The 15,624-nt window shown below is 72.6% G+C and carries 12 protein-coding genes; 7 read left to right on the top strand and 5 right to left on the bottom strand.

The genetic code is table 11. The features are described from left to right. Positions 1 to 46: 46 nt before the first annotated feature. Positions 47 to 1,207: a serine hydrolase domain-containing protein gene (locus AC07DI_RS06105; RefSeq protein WP_478902499.1), complete on the top strand. Its 1,161-nt coding sequence runs from the start codon at positions 47 to 49 to the stop codon at positions 1,205 to 1,207. A gap of 16 nt (positions 1,208 to 1,223) precedes the next feature. On the opposite strand, the gene AC07DI_RS06100 is transcribed toward AC07DI_RS06105, so the two are convergent. From AC07DI_RS06100 to AC07DI_RS06080, 5 genes are all read right to left on the bottom strand, one after another. Further along, complete coding sequence (locus AC07DI_RS06100) at positions 1,224 to 2,075, bottom strand: EamA family transporter (RefSeq protein WP_384262722.1); 852 nt, start codon at positions 2,073 to 2,075, stop codon at positions 1,224 to 1,226. After that, on the bottom strand, positions 2,072 to 2,656 hold the full coding sequence (locus AC07DI_RS06095) for a YbaK/EbsC family protein (protein ID WP_478902498.1): 585 nt from the start codon (positions 2,654 to 2,656) through the stop codon (positions 2,072 to 2,074). The genes AC07DI_RS06100 and AC07DI_RS06095 overlap by 4 nt, the downstream gene beginning before the upstream one ends. 1,263 nt (positions 2,657 to 3,919) lie before the next feature. Beyond that, a complete protein-coding gene (locus tag AC07DI_RS06090; protein WP_478902496.1) occupies positions 3,920 to 5,638 on the bottom strand; it encodes a penicillin-binding transpeptidase domain-containing protein in 1,719 nt (572 codons plus the stop codon). Between the two features lie 117 nt (positions 5,639 to 5,755). Beyond that, a complete protein-coding gene (locus AC07DI_RS06085; protein WP_478902850.1) occupies positions 5,756 to 7,384 on the bottom strand; it encodes a penicillin-binding transpeptidase domain-containing protein in 1,629 nt (542 codons plus the stop codon). 126 nt (positions 7,385 to 7,510) lie between these two features. Further along, positions 7,511 to 9,250 (bottom strand): dolichyl-phosphate-mannose--protein mannosyltransferase, encoded by a 1,740-nt coding sequence (locus AC07DI_RS06080; protein WP_478902495.1) that lies wholly within the window; start codon positions 9,248 to 9,250, stop codon positions 7,511 to 7,513. A gap of 62 nt (positions 9,251 to 9,312) precedes the next feature. On the opposite strand from AC07DI_RS06080, the gene rsmI reads away from it, so the two are divergent. The 6 genes from rsmI to AC07DI_RS06050 all read left to right on the top strand — a co-directional run bounded on the left by rsmI (position 9,313) and on the right by AC07DI_RS06050 (position 15,551). After that, positions 9,313 to 10,209 carry a 16S rRNA (cytidine(1402)-2'-O)-methyltransferase gene (gene rsmI / locus AC07DI_RS06075; protein ID WP_478902494.1) on the top strand — a complete coding sequence of 299 codons (897 nt, stop codon included), beginning with the start codon at positions 9,313 to 9,315 and terminating at the stop codon, positions 10,207 to 10,209. Between the two features lie 198 nt (positions 10,210 to 10,407). Next, entirely contained in the window at positions 10,408 to 10,866 is a 459-nt protein-coding gene (locus tag AC07DI_RS06070) for a hypothetical protein (protein WP_478902493.1), read from the top strand. Between the two features lie 252 nt (positions 10,867 to 11,118). Beyond that, positions 11,119 to 11,994 carry a TatD family hydrolase gene (locus tag AC07DI_RS06065; RefSeq protein ID WP_478902491.1) on the top strand — a complete coding sequence of 292 codons (876 nt, stop codon included), beginning with the start codon at positions 11,119 to 11,121 and terminating at the stop codon, positions 11,992 to 11,994. A 143-nt stretch (positions 11,995 to 12,137) separates the two neighbouring features. Then, entirely contained in the window at positions 12,138 to 13,595 is a 1,458-nt protein-coding gene (locus AC07DI_RS06060; protein WP_478902489.1) for a ubiquitin-like domain-containing protein, read from the top strand. A gap of 97 nt (positions 13,596 to 13,692) precedes the next feature. After that, a complete protein-coding gene (gene rsmA / locus AC07DI_RS06055) occupies positions 13,693 to 14,667 on the top strand; it encodes a 16S rRNA (adenine(1518)-N(6)/adenine(1519)-N(6))-dimethyltransferase RsmA (protein ID WP_478902487.1) in 975 nt (324 codons plus the stop codon). Beyond that, positions 14,664 to 15,551 carry a 4-(cytidine 5'-diphospho)-2-C-methyl-D-erythritol kinase gene (locus tag AC07DI_RS06050; RefSeq protein ID WP_384263603.1) on the top strand — a complete coding sequence of 296 codons (888 nt, stop codon included), beginning with the start codon at positions 14,664 to 14,666 and terminating at the stop codon, positions 15,549 to 15,551. Before rsmA ends, AC07DI_RS06050 begins: the two co-directional genes overlap by 4 nt. The last annotated feature ends 73 nt before the right edge of the window (positions 15,552 to 15,624 follow it).

The raw sequence follows: 15,624 nt of genomic DNA, 5'->3' as shown, positions 1-15,624 counted from the left end.
GAATCCATGACCCGAGATCACTGTTGACCTTGCCATGGACGACGTCATGGGTGGGATACACGGCACGGTGGCGGACGGCTTCGAGCCGGTCCGGGAAGCGTTCGTACGCAACTTCACCGAGCGCGGCGAGCGGGGCGCGGCGGTGACCGTGTACCGCGACGGGCGCAAGGTCGTGGACCTGTGGGGCGGCACGAAGGACGTCGACGGGGCCGCGCCCTGGACCCCCGGCACCGCCCAGATCGTCCGCTCGGCGACCAAGGGCGTCGCTGCCGCCGCGCTGCTCCTGCTGCACCAGCGGGGCGAACTCGACCTGGACGCGCCGGTCGGCTCCTACTGGCCGGAGTTCAAGGCGCGCGGCAAGGAACGGGTCCTGGTCCGGCACGTCCTCGCGCACCGCGCGGGCGTCCCTGCCCTTGACCACCCGCTGACACCCGCCGAAGCGCTCGACCCCGACCTGGCCGCCGCGGTGGTCGCGGCGCAGGCCCCGTCCTGGGAGCCGGGCGAGGACCACGGCTACCACGCGCAGACGTACAGCTGGCTCACCGGCGAGCTGGTGCGGCGCGTGACGGGGCGGCCGGTGGGGGAGTGGATCGCGTCCGAGATCGCGCGCCCGCTCGGCCTGGACCTCTGGGTCGGCCTGCCGGAAACGGAGAGCGCCCGGGTCGGCCGCCTGGGCCGAATCGAACCGCCCACGGCGCCGGGCGCCCTCCGCGCACGCCCCAAGCGGAACGTGGCGCAGGCATACGCGGACCCCGCCTCACTGACCCGCCGCGCCTTCGGAGCGATCGACCCCGCCCCGGACGAGAACGCCCCGGCCTACCGAGCGGCGTCCCTCCCCGCGTCCAACGGCACAGCGACGGCAGGCGCCCTGGCCCGCTTCTACGCGGCCCTGATCGGCGAAGTGGACGGCGAGCGGCGCCTGTTCACCCCCGAAACGGTCGCCCTCGCACGCACCGAGGCATCCGCGGGCCCCGACCGCGTCCTGGTCGTCAACACCCGCTTCGGCCTCGGCTACATGCTGCACGGCGCCGCCTCACCGCTCCTGTCCCCCACCTCCTTCGGCCACCCCGGCCGAGGCGGCCCCCTGGGCTTCGCCGACCCCGAATCGGCCTTGTCCTTCGGCTACGTCACCAACGGCATGAACAAGGGCGTGACAGCGGACCCGAGGGCACAGGCGCTGGTCCGGGCGGTCCGCGAGTCGATGTGACGCCGCAACGGGCTCACTACCCCGCGTGCAGCATCAAACCGATCCCCACCACCATCACGCCCGCCGCCACCAGCCGTGGCGCCCCGAACCGTTCCTTGAAGAAGATCGCGCCGATGGCCGCGCCGGCGATGATGGAGGACTCCCGCAGCGCGGAGACGGGGGCCAGGTCCGCCTTCGTCTGAGCCCATAGGACCAGGCCGTACGCGGCTACCGAGAGGGCCGCGCCCACGAGGCCCACCGGCGCGAACGGGCGGAGCCGCGCGAGGAGTTCACCGCGCCAGTGGTACGCGGCGTACAGCGGGATCGCCACGCCCTCCAGGATCATCAGCCACGCGATGTAGCCCATCGAGGTGCCGGAGGCGCGTACGCCCAGGCCGTCCACCACCGTGTACGCGGCGATCGAGACGCCCGTCGCCAGTGCCGCGCCGATCGCCGTCCAGTCCGGGCTGCGGCCCGAGCTGCGGATGCCCCACAGGGCCAGGCCCGTCAGGCCCGCGCACGAGACGGCGACGCCCGCCGCCTGCCAGGCGTCCGGGATCTCCCCGGCGAAGACCGCCGCCAGGACGGTGACCACCAGTGGTGCCGTGCCGCGCGCGATCGGGTACGCCTGGCCGAAGTCGCCGAGCCGGAACGATGTCATCAGCAGGGCGTAGTAGCCGACGTGCAGGGCGGCGGAGAGGAGCAGGTACGGCCATGCGCCGGCCGCGGGGAACGCGACGAAGGGGGCGAGGAGCAGGCCGATCAGCAAGCCGCCGCCGGATATCAGCGTGAAGCCGACCAGCTTGTCCGTGATGTGGTGGGCGATCGCGTTCCAGCTCGCGTGTGTGAGGGCGGCGAGCAGTACGGCGGCCGCGACCAGCGGGGTCACTCGTTCGTCTCGCGCACGTTCCCGGGCACGTTCTCGCGTACGTTTTCGGGCGCGTTCCCGGGCACGTTTTCGCGTACGTCCACCAGCGTGCCGCCCGCGTGGGCGACCAGCGTCTCCGGCGGCATCGGGAAGACCGCGTAGGGCGTACCGGCCGCCGCCCACACCACCTCGTGGCCGAGGAGCGAGCGGTCGGCGAGGACGCGGGTCCGTGTGGCGTGGCCGAAGGGCGGTACGCCGCCGATCGCGTAGCCGGTGGCCTGCCGGACGACGTCCGCCTTCGCCCGGGTGACCTTCTGCGCGCCGAGCTCCTGGCGGACGAGGTCGAGGTCGACGCGGGACGCTCCGTCCATCAGCACCAGTACGGGTACGCCGTCCGCCGCGAAGATCAGGGACTTGCAGATCTGGCTGAGCTCGCAGCCGATGGCCGCGGCGGCCTCCTGCGCGGTACGGGTCTGCTCCGGGAAGCGGCGGACCCGGGGGATGAGGTCGCCGAGCCCCAGCTCGAGCAGCGCCTCTGCGAAGCGGGGGTGGGCGTTGGCGTTGGCGTCGGCGTTGGACGGTACGGGTGCGCTATCGCTCATGGGCGGCACGCTAGCGGTCTGTGTACGGGGCACGCGAGCGTGTATCCGCATGGCGGACGGGGTGGGGGTGGGCCTTGGGCGGCGTCTTTGGTGGGCCGGTGTCTTTGGGGGTGGGCGGGGGCGTCCGGGGTTTTGCGGAGTGTGGCGGTTCCGGGCCGGGAGTAAAGGGCGCTCCCTGCGGTCGCGTCGGCTGCGCCGATTCCGCTGCGCTCCACCCTTGACTCCCGTCCCTCCACCGCACGTTGGCTTTGACCCGGACGCCCAGGGGTGGGGCCGCCGGGGGCGCGGGATGGGTCATCCCCTCTCCTCGCCGGGTGCGGTCCGGTCCAACGCGAGTCGACGTCACGGTCGGGGCTCGGCTGCCCCTGCGGCGTCGCCGCTCGGGCCATCCCCTTGCGCTGCCGGGTGCGGCCCGGCCCAACGCGAGCGCACGCTACGGTCATGGCTCGGCTGCCCCTGCGGCCTCGCCGCTCGGGTCATCAGCCTTCACGGCCGGGTGCGGACCGGCCCATCGTGAATCACCGTCACGCGCCCGGGGTGCTGCCGAACACTCGGGTCGCCGCCCGGTCCGGCACCTACTTTGGGAAAGTTGCGAAGCGGTCCGTCGCGCGCCCCCCTGCCACGCCTCGCGCGCTGCCTCATGCGCCTCGGCAGACTCCCATCTAGGACGGCGCATTGGGAGTGAAGAGGGGGCGCGCGGCGACTCCATTCGCAACTTTTCCAAAGTAGGTGCCCCGGCGGAGCCACAGACGAGCGACCGGCCGAGCGATGAATGGTCTGACCGAGCGCGACCCTGGCGTCCGCCCACGATGGGCCGGTCCGCACCCGGCAGCGATGGCTGATGGCCCGAGCGGCGACGCCGCTGGGGCAGCCGAGCCCGGACCGTGACGTCGGCTCGCGTTGGACCGGGCCGCACCCGGCAGCGCAAGGGGATGGCCCGAGCGGCTAGGCCGCAGGGGCAGCCGCGCCCCGACCGTGACGTCGGCTCGCGTTGGACCGGGCCGCACCCGGCGGCGAAAGGGAATGACCCATCCCACGCCCCCCCGGCGGCCCCACCCCTGGGCGTCCGGGTCACAGTCAACGTGCGGTGGAGGGACGGGAGTCAAGGGTGGAGCGCAGCGGAATCGGCGCAGCCGACGCGCAGCGCAGCGGAGCGCCCTTTACTCCCGGCCCGGAACCGCCACACTCCGCAAAACCCCGGACGCCCCCGCCCACCGAAAAAGGCACCGGCCCCCCGAAGACGCCGCCCAAGGCCCGCCCCCCTCAACCCCCCGCCAACAACATCGCCCGCACCACCGGCCCCGCCGAGTCCCCTCCATGGCCACCGCCCTGGACGACCGCCGCCGACGCCAGGTCCCCCCGGTACGCGGTGAACCAGCCATTCGGCTTCTTCTGGCCGTCGACCTCCGCCGAACCGGTCTTCGCGCCCATGTCGGAGCCGAGACCCCGCATCGGCTCGACAGCCGTGCCGGCGACCGCCGTGTAGTGCATGAGGTCACGCAGGGCCGCCGCCGTCGAGCCGGACATCCTGCGCGAGGCCGTCGCCAGTTTGCGGTCGTCCACGTCCGGCGAGACCAGGTACGGCTGCTTGAACGTGCCGGACTTCACCGTCGCCGCCACCGACGCCATGTTCAGCGGGTTCATCCGCACCGCGCCCTGCCCGATCAGCGAGGCCGCCATCTGGGCGTCGCTCTGCACCGGCACCGCGCCGTCGAAGGACGAGACGCCGATCGACCAGTTGTCGCGGCCGAGCCCGAAGACCTCCTGCGCCTGCTTGGTCAGGGAGTCGTCGTCGAGCTTCTTGGCCTGGCTGATGAAGGCCGTGTTGCAGGACCGGGCGAAGCTCGCGCGGAACGTGCCGTTCTTGATCTCGAACTTGTCGTCGTTCTGGAACTTCCAGCCGCCGTACGTCTCGTACTTGGGGCACGGATGCTTCTTGTCGACCCCCGCGAGCTTCTTCTCCAGGAGCATCGAGGAGCTGATGACCTTCATCGTGGAGCCGGGTGCGATGGATCCCTGGAAGGCCGTGTTGAAGCCGCCGGGCTCGGAGTTGGCGGCGGCCAGGATCTCCCCGGTGCTGGGCTTGACCACCACGACGGACGCCCGCTTCCGCTTGGCTGTCTCCCGTTCGGCGGCCGACTGCAACGAGCCGCTGAACGTCGTCTTCAGCGTCCCCGGAGTGCCGGGCGCGAGCGTCAGGAGGGTCTTGTCGGGCATCGAATCGGAGGAGTTCTTCTTCTTCGCCGACGCGGAGCCCGGCGCGTCCTTCTCCGCCCGCACCACACGCAGCTCGACGCCCGCCTTGCCGCCCGCCTTCTTGCCGTACTTCTCGCGCAGCCCGTCGAGGACCGTACCGAGCGACGGGTACTTCTTGGTGGAGAGCTCCCCGCCGTCCCGGTCCACCGCCTTGATCGGCGGGTCGCCCGCCTCACCGGTGACCAGCCGGTCGCCCTGCCTCAGCTCCGGGTGCAGCACCGAGGGACGCCAGTCCACCAGCGCCTTTCCGTCGTTCTTCCTGCGGACGACGGTGAGTTCGGACGCGTACGACAGGGGCTTGCTCTTTCCCTCGTACGAGACCGTGGCCGCCGCCTTGAAGGGCACGTCGGCGCCCGACCGCCTGCCCGGCGTCAGCTCGGTCTTCGTGAGGTGGCCGTCCTTGCGGTAGGACGTCAGGGCCTTCTGCGCCGCGGCGCGGTCGTCCGTGAGCTTCGCCGCGCGCGCCGCGTCGCCCTTGGCCCACGCGGCGAGGAACGCCCGCGCGGTGGTGCGCACTTCGGCCGCCGTCGGCGGGCCCGACGCCACCTGCTTCTCGTCGACCGTCGAGCCGTCCCCGCCGGAACCGGAGCTTCCGGAGAGTGCGAACGCGGCAGCCCCCACGCCGCAGACGACCACGACGGCCGCCCCGCCCAGCACTCCCGGATGCACCTTCACGCTTCTGACACCGACGCTCTTGCGCTCGGCGGCGCGCCTTCGCTTGCCCACAAACCCTCCGCAGTTCCCCGAGAACCCCCGGCTCCGCACCGGAAGGCCACCTTAGAGGCGTACCGAGAAGCCCTTGACCACTTCATCGCCCGCCCGGGCGACGCACCGCCGCAGCGTCTACCCTGCGCCCAGCACCGCCGCCACGATCGGCCCCGCCGCGTCACCGCCGTGTCCGCCCCGCTGCGCCATCGCGGCCGCCGCGACATCGCCCCGGTAGCCGGTGAACCAGCTGTCCGACTTCGCCTGGCCGTCGACCTCGGCCGACCCGGTCTTCGCCCCTATGTCGCTGCCGAGCCCGGCCATGGCGCGCGCCCCCGTGCCGCTGACCGCCGTGCGCCGCATCATCTGGCGCAGCTGCTCCACGGTGGAGGAGCGCAGGCCCCGCGCGGTGGCCAGCTCGCGGTCGTCGAGGGAGTGCGGCACGATCACCGGCTGGCGGAAGGCGCCCGTCGTCGCTGTCGCGGTGACCGAGGCCATGGTGAGCGGGTTCATCTGGACCTCGCCCTGGCCGATCGCGTTCGCCGCGCGGTTCGGGCCCGCCGACGCCGGTACGGCGCCGTCGAAGGAGGGGATGCCGACCTTCCAGTTGCCCTGTCCGAGGCCGAAGTTGTTCTGGGCCTCCTCGGTGAGCGAGGAGTCCGTGATGCCGTTCTCGTCGATGAGCTTCACGAACGCCGTGTTGCAGGAGCGCGCGAAGTCCTCGGAGAACGTCGCGGACTCGTTCGGCGCCATGCCCGTGAGGTTCTGGAACGTCTGGCTCTGCCAGGTCGCGGTGGCCGGGCACGGCGCGGCGCCGCCCGCCTTGGTGACCCCCTTGTCGATGAGCATCGCCGAGGTGAGGATCTTCATCGTCGAGCCGGGCGCCACCTGGCCGAGGAAGGCCGCGTTGAACGCGTCCTTGCGGTTGTTGGCGACCGCGAGGACCTCACCGGTGCTCGGCTTCAGCGCCACCACCGAGGAGTCGTCGCTGCGCAGCACCGCCTGCTCCGCCGCCTTCTGCACGCCCGCGCTCAGCGTGGTGCGCAGCTTGCCCGGCGTGCCCTTGGCGAGGGTGAGCAGCGTGCGCGTGCCCGCGTCCTCGTTCTCGTGCTGGACGTACAGCTCGACGCCCGGCTCGCCGCCCGCGCTCTCGCCGTACTTGCTGCGCAGCTGGTCCAGGACGGGGCCGAGCGAAGGGTAGTCCTTCTTGCTCAGGACGGTGCCCGCCCGGTCCACCGCCTGGATGGGCGGCGCGGCGGCCTCGCCGGTCACCAAGGTGTCCCCCTTCTCCAGGGACGGGTGCACGACGGCCGGCTGCCAGTCGACGAGCGGGCGGCCCGTGGTCCTGCCGCGGACGACGGTGAGCCGGGAGTCGTACGTGAGGGGCTTGCTCTTCCCCTTGTACGAGACCGTCGCCGAGACGGAGAACGGCACCCGCGCGCCGGACGCCCGCTTCGGCGTGAGCTTCACCTTCGTCAGGTGGGCGTCCTCGCGGTAGCCGGTCAGCGAGACCACCGCCTGCTCCCGGTTGTTCGTGTACGCCGCCGCCCCGTCGGCGTCCCCGGAGGACCAGGCCTCGAAGAACTTCCGCGAGGCCTCCCGCACCTCGCCGCCCGTGGGCGGGCCGGTCTTCACCTCGGTCCCGGAGTGCGCAGGACCACCGCTCCCGGTCACGCCGTTCACCAGGTTGTACGCGCCGTACCCGGCACCCCCGACCAGCACGGTGAAGACCCCGCCGACCAGCGCGACCTTTACTCCCTTGCGCACCATGCGCTCCCCTCCCCAGGAGCCCTCCCGGCGCGGACATATCCGGGAGGGTTGTTCGCCCTGAACCCTAAGGGGGCAGGGGCTGAACAAGGGGCCGTTGTTATTGGACGGTGTCCATGGTGTGCGTTACACCCATGTATCCAGCCACATTCGGGAGCGCCAGGAATCGATGGGAATGGCGGTGCCCGTATAAATCGGCCAGAAATAGATGAAGTTCCAGAAGACGAGGAGGACGAGAACGCCCGCACCCGCGGCGCCCGCGACGCGCCGCCGTTCGCTCGCCCCCGGCGGCCCCAGCATCGCGCCGACCAGCATCGCCACCGCCAGACACAGGAACGGCACGAAGACGACGGCGTAGAAGTAGAAGATCGTCCGCTCCTGGTAGAGGAACCAGGGCAGATATCCCGCCACGACGCCGCAGAGGATCGCGCCCGCGCGCCAGTCGCGGCGGAACGCCCACCGCCACAGCACGTAGAGCAGCGCGATGCCCGCCGCCCACCACAGCATCGGGGTGCCGAGCGCGAGGACCTCGCGGGCGCACTTGTCGGTGGTGTCGGCGGGGCAGCCGTCCTTGCCGGGCAGCGGCGACTCGTAGAAGTACGAGACGGGGCGGCCGTCGACGATCCAGCTCCACGGGTTCGACTGGTAGGTGTGCGGCGAGGACAGGCCCACGTGGAACTCGTACACCGCGTGCTCGTAGTGCCACAGGCTGCGCACCCAGTCAGGCAGCCACGTCCAGTCGCCGCCCTTCCCGGCCGTCGCCGCCCAGTTGCGGTAGTAGCCGCCGGTGCCGTCCGCGGGGGAGAGGATCCAGCCGAGCCAGGAGACGACGTACGTGGCGAGCGCCACCGGCACCGTCGACACGAACGCCGGCAGCACGTCGCGGCGCAGGACCGCGCGGTAGGGCCGCGCCGCCCCGGCCACCCGGCGCGCGCCCACGTCCCACAGGACCGTCATCAGGCAGAGGAAGACCATGATGTACAGGCCGTTCCACTTGGTGGCGAAGGCGAGCCCCAGGCACAGCCCGGCCGCCCACCGCCACGGCCGCCACCCCAGTCGCGTCGTCTCGGCCACCCGCGCGTCGGGGCGTACGACACCGTCCTCGTCGGGCGGCAGCGCGGCGGCCAGTCGCGCCCGCGCCTTGTCCCTGTCGATCAGGAAGCACCCGAAGGCGGCGAGCACGAAGAACATCAGGACCTGGTCGAGCAGCGCGGTGCGGCTCATCACGAAGTGCAGGCCGTCCACCGTGAGCAGCGCGCCCGCCAGGCATCCCAGGAACGTCGAGCGGAAGAGCCGCCGTCCGATCCGGCAGAGCATGAGGACCGACAGCGTGCCGAGCACCGCCGTCATGAACCGCCAGCCGAACGGGTCGAAACCGAACAGCCACTCGCCGATTCCGATCACGTACTTGCCGACCGGCGGATGCACCACGTACGCCGCGTCGTGCGGGACCGCGATGCCGCTGCCCTGCCGCAGGACGTCGTCGTTGATCTTGTCCGGCCAGTTGACCTCGAAGCCGCGGTGGATGAGCGCCCAGGCGTCCTTCGCGTAGTACGTCTCGTCGAATATCACCGACTTGGGATTGCCGAGGTTCAGGAACCGCAGCACACCGGCGACGAGCGTGATCAGCAGCGGACCGCCCCAGCCGGACCAGCGCACCAGACGGTCCGCGAGGTGCTCCGGCATGCCGAGCGTCATCCACAGGCGGGGGCTCGGCTCCGTGTACGCGGGAACGAGGCGTTGCGTGACGTCGTCTCTGGCCCGCTCCGCATGGCCGAATCGGCGCAGCCGCCGCTGCCACGAGGGCTGCTGCTCCTTCGCTGCCTGGCCCTCGCGGGTGTCCGGGGAAGACGCGGTACTGGTCACCGCGCCATCGTAGGGAACCAGACTGTGCGAGTCCCGCCCGTGGGCCCTGCGAGGATGGAACCGTGACAGGAAGCGCTGAATCCCCCGGAACCCTCGTCCTCGCGGGCACGCCCATCGGTGACGTGGCCGACGCGCCGCCGCGGCTCGCCGCCGAACTTGCGGCGGCCGATGTCGTCGCCGCCGAGGACACCCGGCGCCTGCGCAGGCTCACCCAGGCGCTGGGGGTGCAGGTCGCGGGGCGGGTCGTGTCGTACTTCGAGGGCAACGAGTCGGCGCGCACGCCGGAGCTGGTCGAGGCGCTGGCGGGCGGCGCGCGCGTGCTGCTCGTGACGGACGCGGGGATGCCGTCGGTCTCCGACCCCGGGTACCGCCTGGTCGCCGCCGCCGTGGAGCGGGACATGCGGGTGACGGCCGTGCCGGGACCGTCCGCCGTGCTCACCGCGCTCGCGCTCTCGGGGCTGCCGGTCGACAGGTTCTGCTTCGAGGGCTTCCTGCCGCGCAAGGCGGGCGAGCGGCTCTCGCGGCTGCGCGAGGTCGCGGAGGACCGGCGCACCCTCGTCTACTTCGAGGCCCCGCACCGCATCGACGACACGCTGCTCGCCATGGCCGAGGCGTTCGGCGAGGAGCGCAGGGCGGCGGTCTGCCGCGAGCTGACCAAGACGTACGAAGAGGTCAAGCGCGGTTCGCTGAAGGAGCTCGCCGAGTGGGCCGCCGACGGGGTGCGCGGTGAGATCACCGTCGTCGTCGAGGGCGCCCCCGAGAAGAGCGCCGAGGAGCTCGGCTCCGACGAACTGGTGCGCCGGGTGCGGGTCCGCGAGGAGGCGGGCGAGCGGCGCAAGGAGGCGATCGCCGCGGTCGCCGCCGAGGCGGGCCTTCCCAAGCGTGCCGTCTTCGATGCCGTCGTGGCGGCAAAGAATGCGGATCGGGGCGGCCCATCGGCAGGCAAAGGACTATCGTGAAAGGCAAAGCGCGGGCCCCGCACCAGGCTTGTTTTCTAAGGGCAGGCCAAAACGGATCCAATGCTCGACAGGTCTGATGCGCTCGCTCCGGGAAAGGCGTCCACTGGTTGAAGGGACGCACCCGTCCCTACGCTTCCGGTCCTGGATTCTCCCGGGACTCCGGCAGTGCTTGTCCCTCGGGCAAGAGGAGCAGCTGGCATGAGTGAGATCGCGGACACCGGCCACCCCAGCGCGGCGATAAATGTCGTTCATGAGTCGTACGCCTTCGCCTGCATGCGGTGCGGGCACGGGTGGGAGCAGTCGTACGAAATAGAGCACCACGTGGACGCCACGGGTCATGAATTCGTGATGTACCGGGCGGACGGCGCGCACGTGCCGTCGCCGCTGACCCGGCCCACGTGTCTGAACTGCGGTGGCCACGTCGTGCGGATCATGCGGGCGGGGCAGGTGTCCTCGGTGCTCGACATGATGCGGCGGCAGCGGGAGGGCACGGGAGTGGGCAAGCCGGCGGGCCCGGTGGACGCGCTCGCGCCCGACGCCGCGGCCGAGGCCGACGTCGTCGCCGCCGGTGGGGTTGCGGCGGGCGGGGCCAAGGGTGATCACCACTGGCACCTGTCCGACCTGCTCCACCCCTTCCAGCACCGCAAGGGGCACTGAGAGCCTGTGTCATATCCCCGGCCGGGTGGGCGTCGTCTGGCACGCACGCTCGCCGCGTTGCCAAAAAGCCCTAGTAGCTCCTCCCCCAGGCCTGAACGGCCCGGGGGGACCCCCACCGAGGACTTCCCGGCGCCTTGCGATCGCACGCACCAGACGACGCCCACTGATCCGACCGGGGATATGACACAGGCTCTGAGCCGGGGGCGTCCGGCCGGGGCGGCCGGCTCGTGGGGGGCTTCGTAGGATCGAGGTATGCCTTCGAAGAACGCCGACGTCCCGCCGCCCCTGCCCGAACCGCTCCGGGTGCCGGTCGCCGACTCCCACACCCACCTCGACATGCAGTCGGGCACGGTGGAGGAGGGCCTCGCCAAGGCCGCCTCCGTGGGCGTCACGACGGTCGTCCAGGTGGGGTGCGACGTACGCGGGTCCCGGTGGGCGGCCGAGACCGCCGCCGCGCACGACAGCGTGCACGCCACCGTCGCCCTGCACCCCAACGAGGCCCCCCGCATCGTCCTCGGCGACCCCGACGGCTGGTCCCGGCAGGGGACGCGCGAGCCGGGCGGTGACGCCGCCCTCGACGAGGCGCTCGCCGAGATCGACCGGCTCGCCGCACTGGCGCACGTGCGCGGCGTCGGCGAGACCGGCCTCGACCACTTCCGCACCGGCCCTGAGGGCATGGCCGCGCAGGAGCGGTCCTTCCGCGCCCACATCGAGATCGCCAAGCGGCACGGCAAGGCCCTCGTCATCCACGATCGCGAGGCCCACGACGATGTGCTGCGCATCCTGAAGGAGGAGGGCGCCCCCGAGCGCACCGTCTTCCACTGCTACTCCGGTGACGCCGACATGGCCCGGATCTGCGCCGAGAACGGCTACTTCATGTCCTTCGCGGGCAACATCACCTTCAAGAACGCGCAGGGCCTGCGGGACGCGCTGGCCGTCGCACCGCTCGAACTGGTGCTCGTTGAGACGGACGCGCCGTTCCTGACGCCCGCCCCGTACCGCGGACGGCCCAACGCGCCGTATCTCATTCCGGTCACGCTGCGCGCGATGGCCGAAGTCCGCGGCATCGACGAGGACGCCATGGCCACGGCCGTCTCCGTGAACACGGCGCGCGCCTTTGCTTACTGACCGATAACGACGCGTATCGCCCGCGGGGAGCAGCTCAGGTCAATGCGGCGACACTGCGTAGTCGCGCTGCTTTGGAGAGTGACGAGCGCTCCGCTAGGTTCTGTCCGGCCCCGGTACGGACCCGGACCCCCTGGAGCGTCGTCGTGAGCAACTCGCAGTACGAGCCGCCGTATGAGCCGCCGTATGAGGCGTGGCGCGATGTCTCGTCGTGCCCGACGGAGGCGGCCTACGCCCATGACACGTCGTACGCGGCCGTCCACGGAGGTGCGGCGTACTGGTCGCCCGGATACGAGACCACGATGGTCGACGTGGTGCCCGCGGCGCCGGAGGCCGGTGGTGACGGGGGCGCCGAGGGGCGTCTGCCGCGGCAGCAGTCGGCGCCGGCGGGCGGCGGGGGGCGGGCCGCGCGGCGCAGGAAGAGCGGCGGGCGGGGGTCCGGGGCGCCGGAGGCCCGGACCGGGACCAGGGCCGGGAGCCGGGCCGGGACTCGGCCGTCGCCCCGCTCCGAGAACCGGCCCGAGGCCATGCGGAGGCTGCTGCCGCAGGCCCTCGTCGTGGCGTTCCTCGCGGGCGGCACCTCCGCGTTCGTCGCCAACGACAAGGCCGTGGAGCTCATCGTCGACGGCGAGCCCCGCACCCTGCACACCTTCGCGGACGACGTCGGCGAACTCCTCGCCGACGAGGGCGTCGACGTCGGCGCCCACGACATCGTCGCCCCCGGATCCAACGCCGCCCTCGCCAGCGGCGACGAGATCGCCGTCCGCTACGGCCGGCCCGTCCGCCTCACCCTCGACGGCGAGCCGCGCGAGGTGTGGACCACGGCCCGCACCGTCGACGGGGCGCTGCGGCAGCTCGGCGTGCGCGCGGAGGGCGCGTACCTGTCGACGTCGCGCAGCCGCCGCATCGACCGCGACGGGCTCACCCTCGACGTGCTCACGGAACGCACCGTCACGATCATGGCGGACGGACGGGAGCGGACCATCCGTACGAACGCGGCGACCGTGCGGGAGGCCGTCGCCGAGTCCGGGGTGACGCTGCGGGGCCAGGACACGATGTCGGTCGCCGCCGACAGCTTTCCGCGCGACGGTCAGACCGTCACCGTCATGCGGGTCACCGGGACCAAGGAGGTCCGCGAGGAGGCGATCCCCTTCGAGGTCGTGAGGACCGAGGACGCGTCGGTCCTGCGCGGCACGGAGGTCGTGGTGCAGGCGGGGCGGCCGGGGGTCAGACGCATCACGTACACGGTGCGGACCGTCAACGGCGTCAAGCAGCGGCCGCGGCGGGTGCGGGCCGAGGTGGTCCGTGAGCCGCAGAAGCGGATCGTGCGGATCGGCACGAAGCGGATGCCGTCGCCGGTGGCGGGGGCGGAGGGCCTGGACTGGGCCTCCCTCGCCCACTGCGAGTCCGGCGGCCGGCCCGGCGCGGTGGATCCCTCCGGTACGTACGGCGGCCTCTATCAGTTCGACACGCGGACGTGGCAGGCGCTGGGCGGCTCGGGCCGCCCGCAGGACGCCCCGGCGGCGGAACAGACCCTGCGCGCGAAGAAGCTGTACGTGCAACGGGGGGCAAGCCCTTGGCCGCACTGCGGCCGGCGGTTGTAGAGCGGTCACCCCTCCCCGGCGGGGCGCACCCGCCCGCCCGCCACGGAGTGGGCCCGCAGCGAAGGGGGCGGGGAACCCCACCCCGTAACCTGGTGCGGTGAGCACAGAGCACGGCACGACCCTCCTCGGCCCCGCCGACATCCGCGAACTGGCCGCTGCCCTCGGCGTACGTCCGACCAAGCAGCGCGGCCAGAACTTCGTCATCGACGCCAACACCGTGCGGCGCATCGTCCGCACCGCGGGGGTCCGCCCGGACGACGTGGTCGTCGAGGTCGGCCCGGGGCTCGGGTCGCTGACCCTGGCCCTCCTGGAGACCGCGGCCCACGTCACCGCCGTGGAGATCGACGACGTGCTCGCCGGGGCGCTGCCCGCGACCGTCGAGGCCCGCCTCCCGCAGCGGGTGGGCGCCTTCGGGCTCGTGCACAGTGACGCCATGCTGGTGAGCGAGCTGCCGGGCCCCGCACCGACCGCGCTGGTCGCGAACCTCCCGTACAACGTCGCCGTGCCCGTCCTGCTGCACATGCTCGACACCTTCCCGACCATCGAGCGCACGCTCGTGATGGTGCAGGCCGAGGTCGCCGACCGGCTCGCCGCGGGGCCCGGCTCGCGGGTCTACGGCGTGCCGTCCGTCAAAGCCAACTGGTACGCCGAGGTGAAGCGCGCGGGGTCCATCGGGCGCAACGTCTTCTGGCCCGCGCCGAACGTCGACTCGGGCCTCGTCTCGCTGGTCCGGCGCGCCGAACCGGTGCGGACCAGCGCGTCGAAGCGGGAAGTCTTCGCCGTCGTCGACGCCGCCTTCGCGCAGCGCAGGAAGACGCTGCGGGCCGCGCTGTCCGGCTGGGCGGGGTCGGCGGCAGCCGCGGAGGCCGCGCTGGTCGCCGCCGGGGTGTCGCCGCAGGCGCGCGGCGAGGCGCTGACGGTGGAGGAGTTCGCCCGCATCGCCGAGCACAAGACCGCGGGGCACGGGAGCGCCGAGAGCGAGAGCGCCGAGTCCGAGAGCGCCGAGTCCGAGAGCGCCGAGCACAAGGCCGCCGAATCCGAGACCGCCGAGCCCCGGGAGGCCGGCGCGTGAGCGTGACCGTACGGGTTCCCGCGAAGGTCAACGTGCAGCTGGCGGTGGGCGCCGCCCGCGCCGACGGCTTCCACGACCTCGCCAACGTCTTCCTCGCCGTCGGCCTCCACGACGAGATCACCGTCACGGCCGCCGACGGACTCGGCGTCAGCTGCGAGGGCCCCGGCTCCGACCAAGTCCCCCTGGACCGTACGAACCTGGCCGCCCGCGCCGCGGAACTCCTTGCCGCGCGGCACGGCATCGAGCCCGACGTCCACATCCACATCGCCAAGGACATCCCCGTCGCAGGCGGCATGGCGGGCGGCAGCGCGGACGGCGCCGGCGCGCTCGTGGCCTGCGACGCGCTCTGGGGCACGAACGCCTCCCGCGACGAACTCCTCGACATCTGCGCCGAGTTGGGCAGCGATGTGCCGTTCAGCCTGGTGGGCGGCGCGGCGCTCGGGACCGGGCGGGGCGAGAAGCTGGAGCCGCTGGACGTCGGTGGCCGCTTCCACTGGGTCTTCGCCGTCGCCGACGGGGGCCTCTCGACGCCCGCCGTGTACCGCGAGTTCGACCGGCTGACGCCCGTCGCGCCCGCGCCGCAGGCGTCCCCTGCGCTGCTTGCGGCCCTGCGCGACGGTGACGCGGAGGCCCTCGCAGCCACGGTCACCAACGACCTCCAGCCCGCCGCGCTCTCGCTCTTCCCCGCGCTGCACGACACCCTCGCCACCGGCACGGCGGCGGGCGCGCTCGCCGCGCTGGTCTCCGGCTCAGGCCCGACGACGGCGTTCCTCGTGGCGGACGCGGCTTCGGCGAAGCGCGTGGCCGATGCGCTGACGGCCTCCGGCACCTGCCGTACCGCACGGACGGCGACGTCACCGGCGCCGGGCGCCACGCGGATCTAGGCGGCCCGGGTCGTCTCGCCCAGGAGCGGGCCGAGGGCCGCCCCCGCGGGCGACTACGCTGGAGGATCGATCG

The organism is Streptomyces sp. NPDC044106, from assembly GCF_056433985.1.
The sequence above is the reverse complement of the archived record's forward strand: the minus strand, read 5'-3'. Positions and strand labels throughout refer to the sequence as shown.

Bases quoted from the DNA above. Each gene is read 5' to 3' on its own strand.
- AC07DI_RS06105 (WP_478902499.1), top strand. From the start codon at position 47: ATGGGTGGGATACACGGCACGGTGGCGGACGGCTTCGAGCCGGTCCGG.
- AC07DI_RS06095 (WP_478902498.1), bottom strand. From the start codon at position 2,656: ATGAGCGATAGCGCACCCGTACCGTCCAACGCCGACGCCAACGCCAAC.
- AC07DI_RS06070 (WP_478902493.1), top strand. From the start codon at position 10,408: ATGAGTGAGATCGCGGACACCGGCCACCCCAGCGCGGCGATAAATGTC.
- AC07DI_RS06065 (WP_478902491.1), top strand. From the start codon at position 11,119: ATGCCTTCGAAGAACGCCGACGTCCCGCCGCCCCTGCCCGAACCGCTC.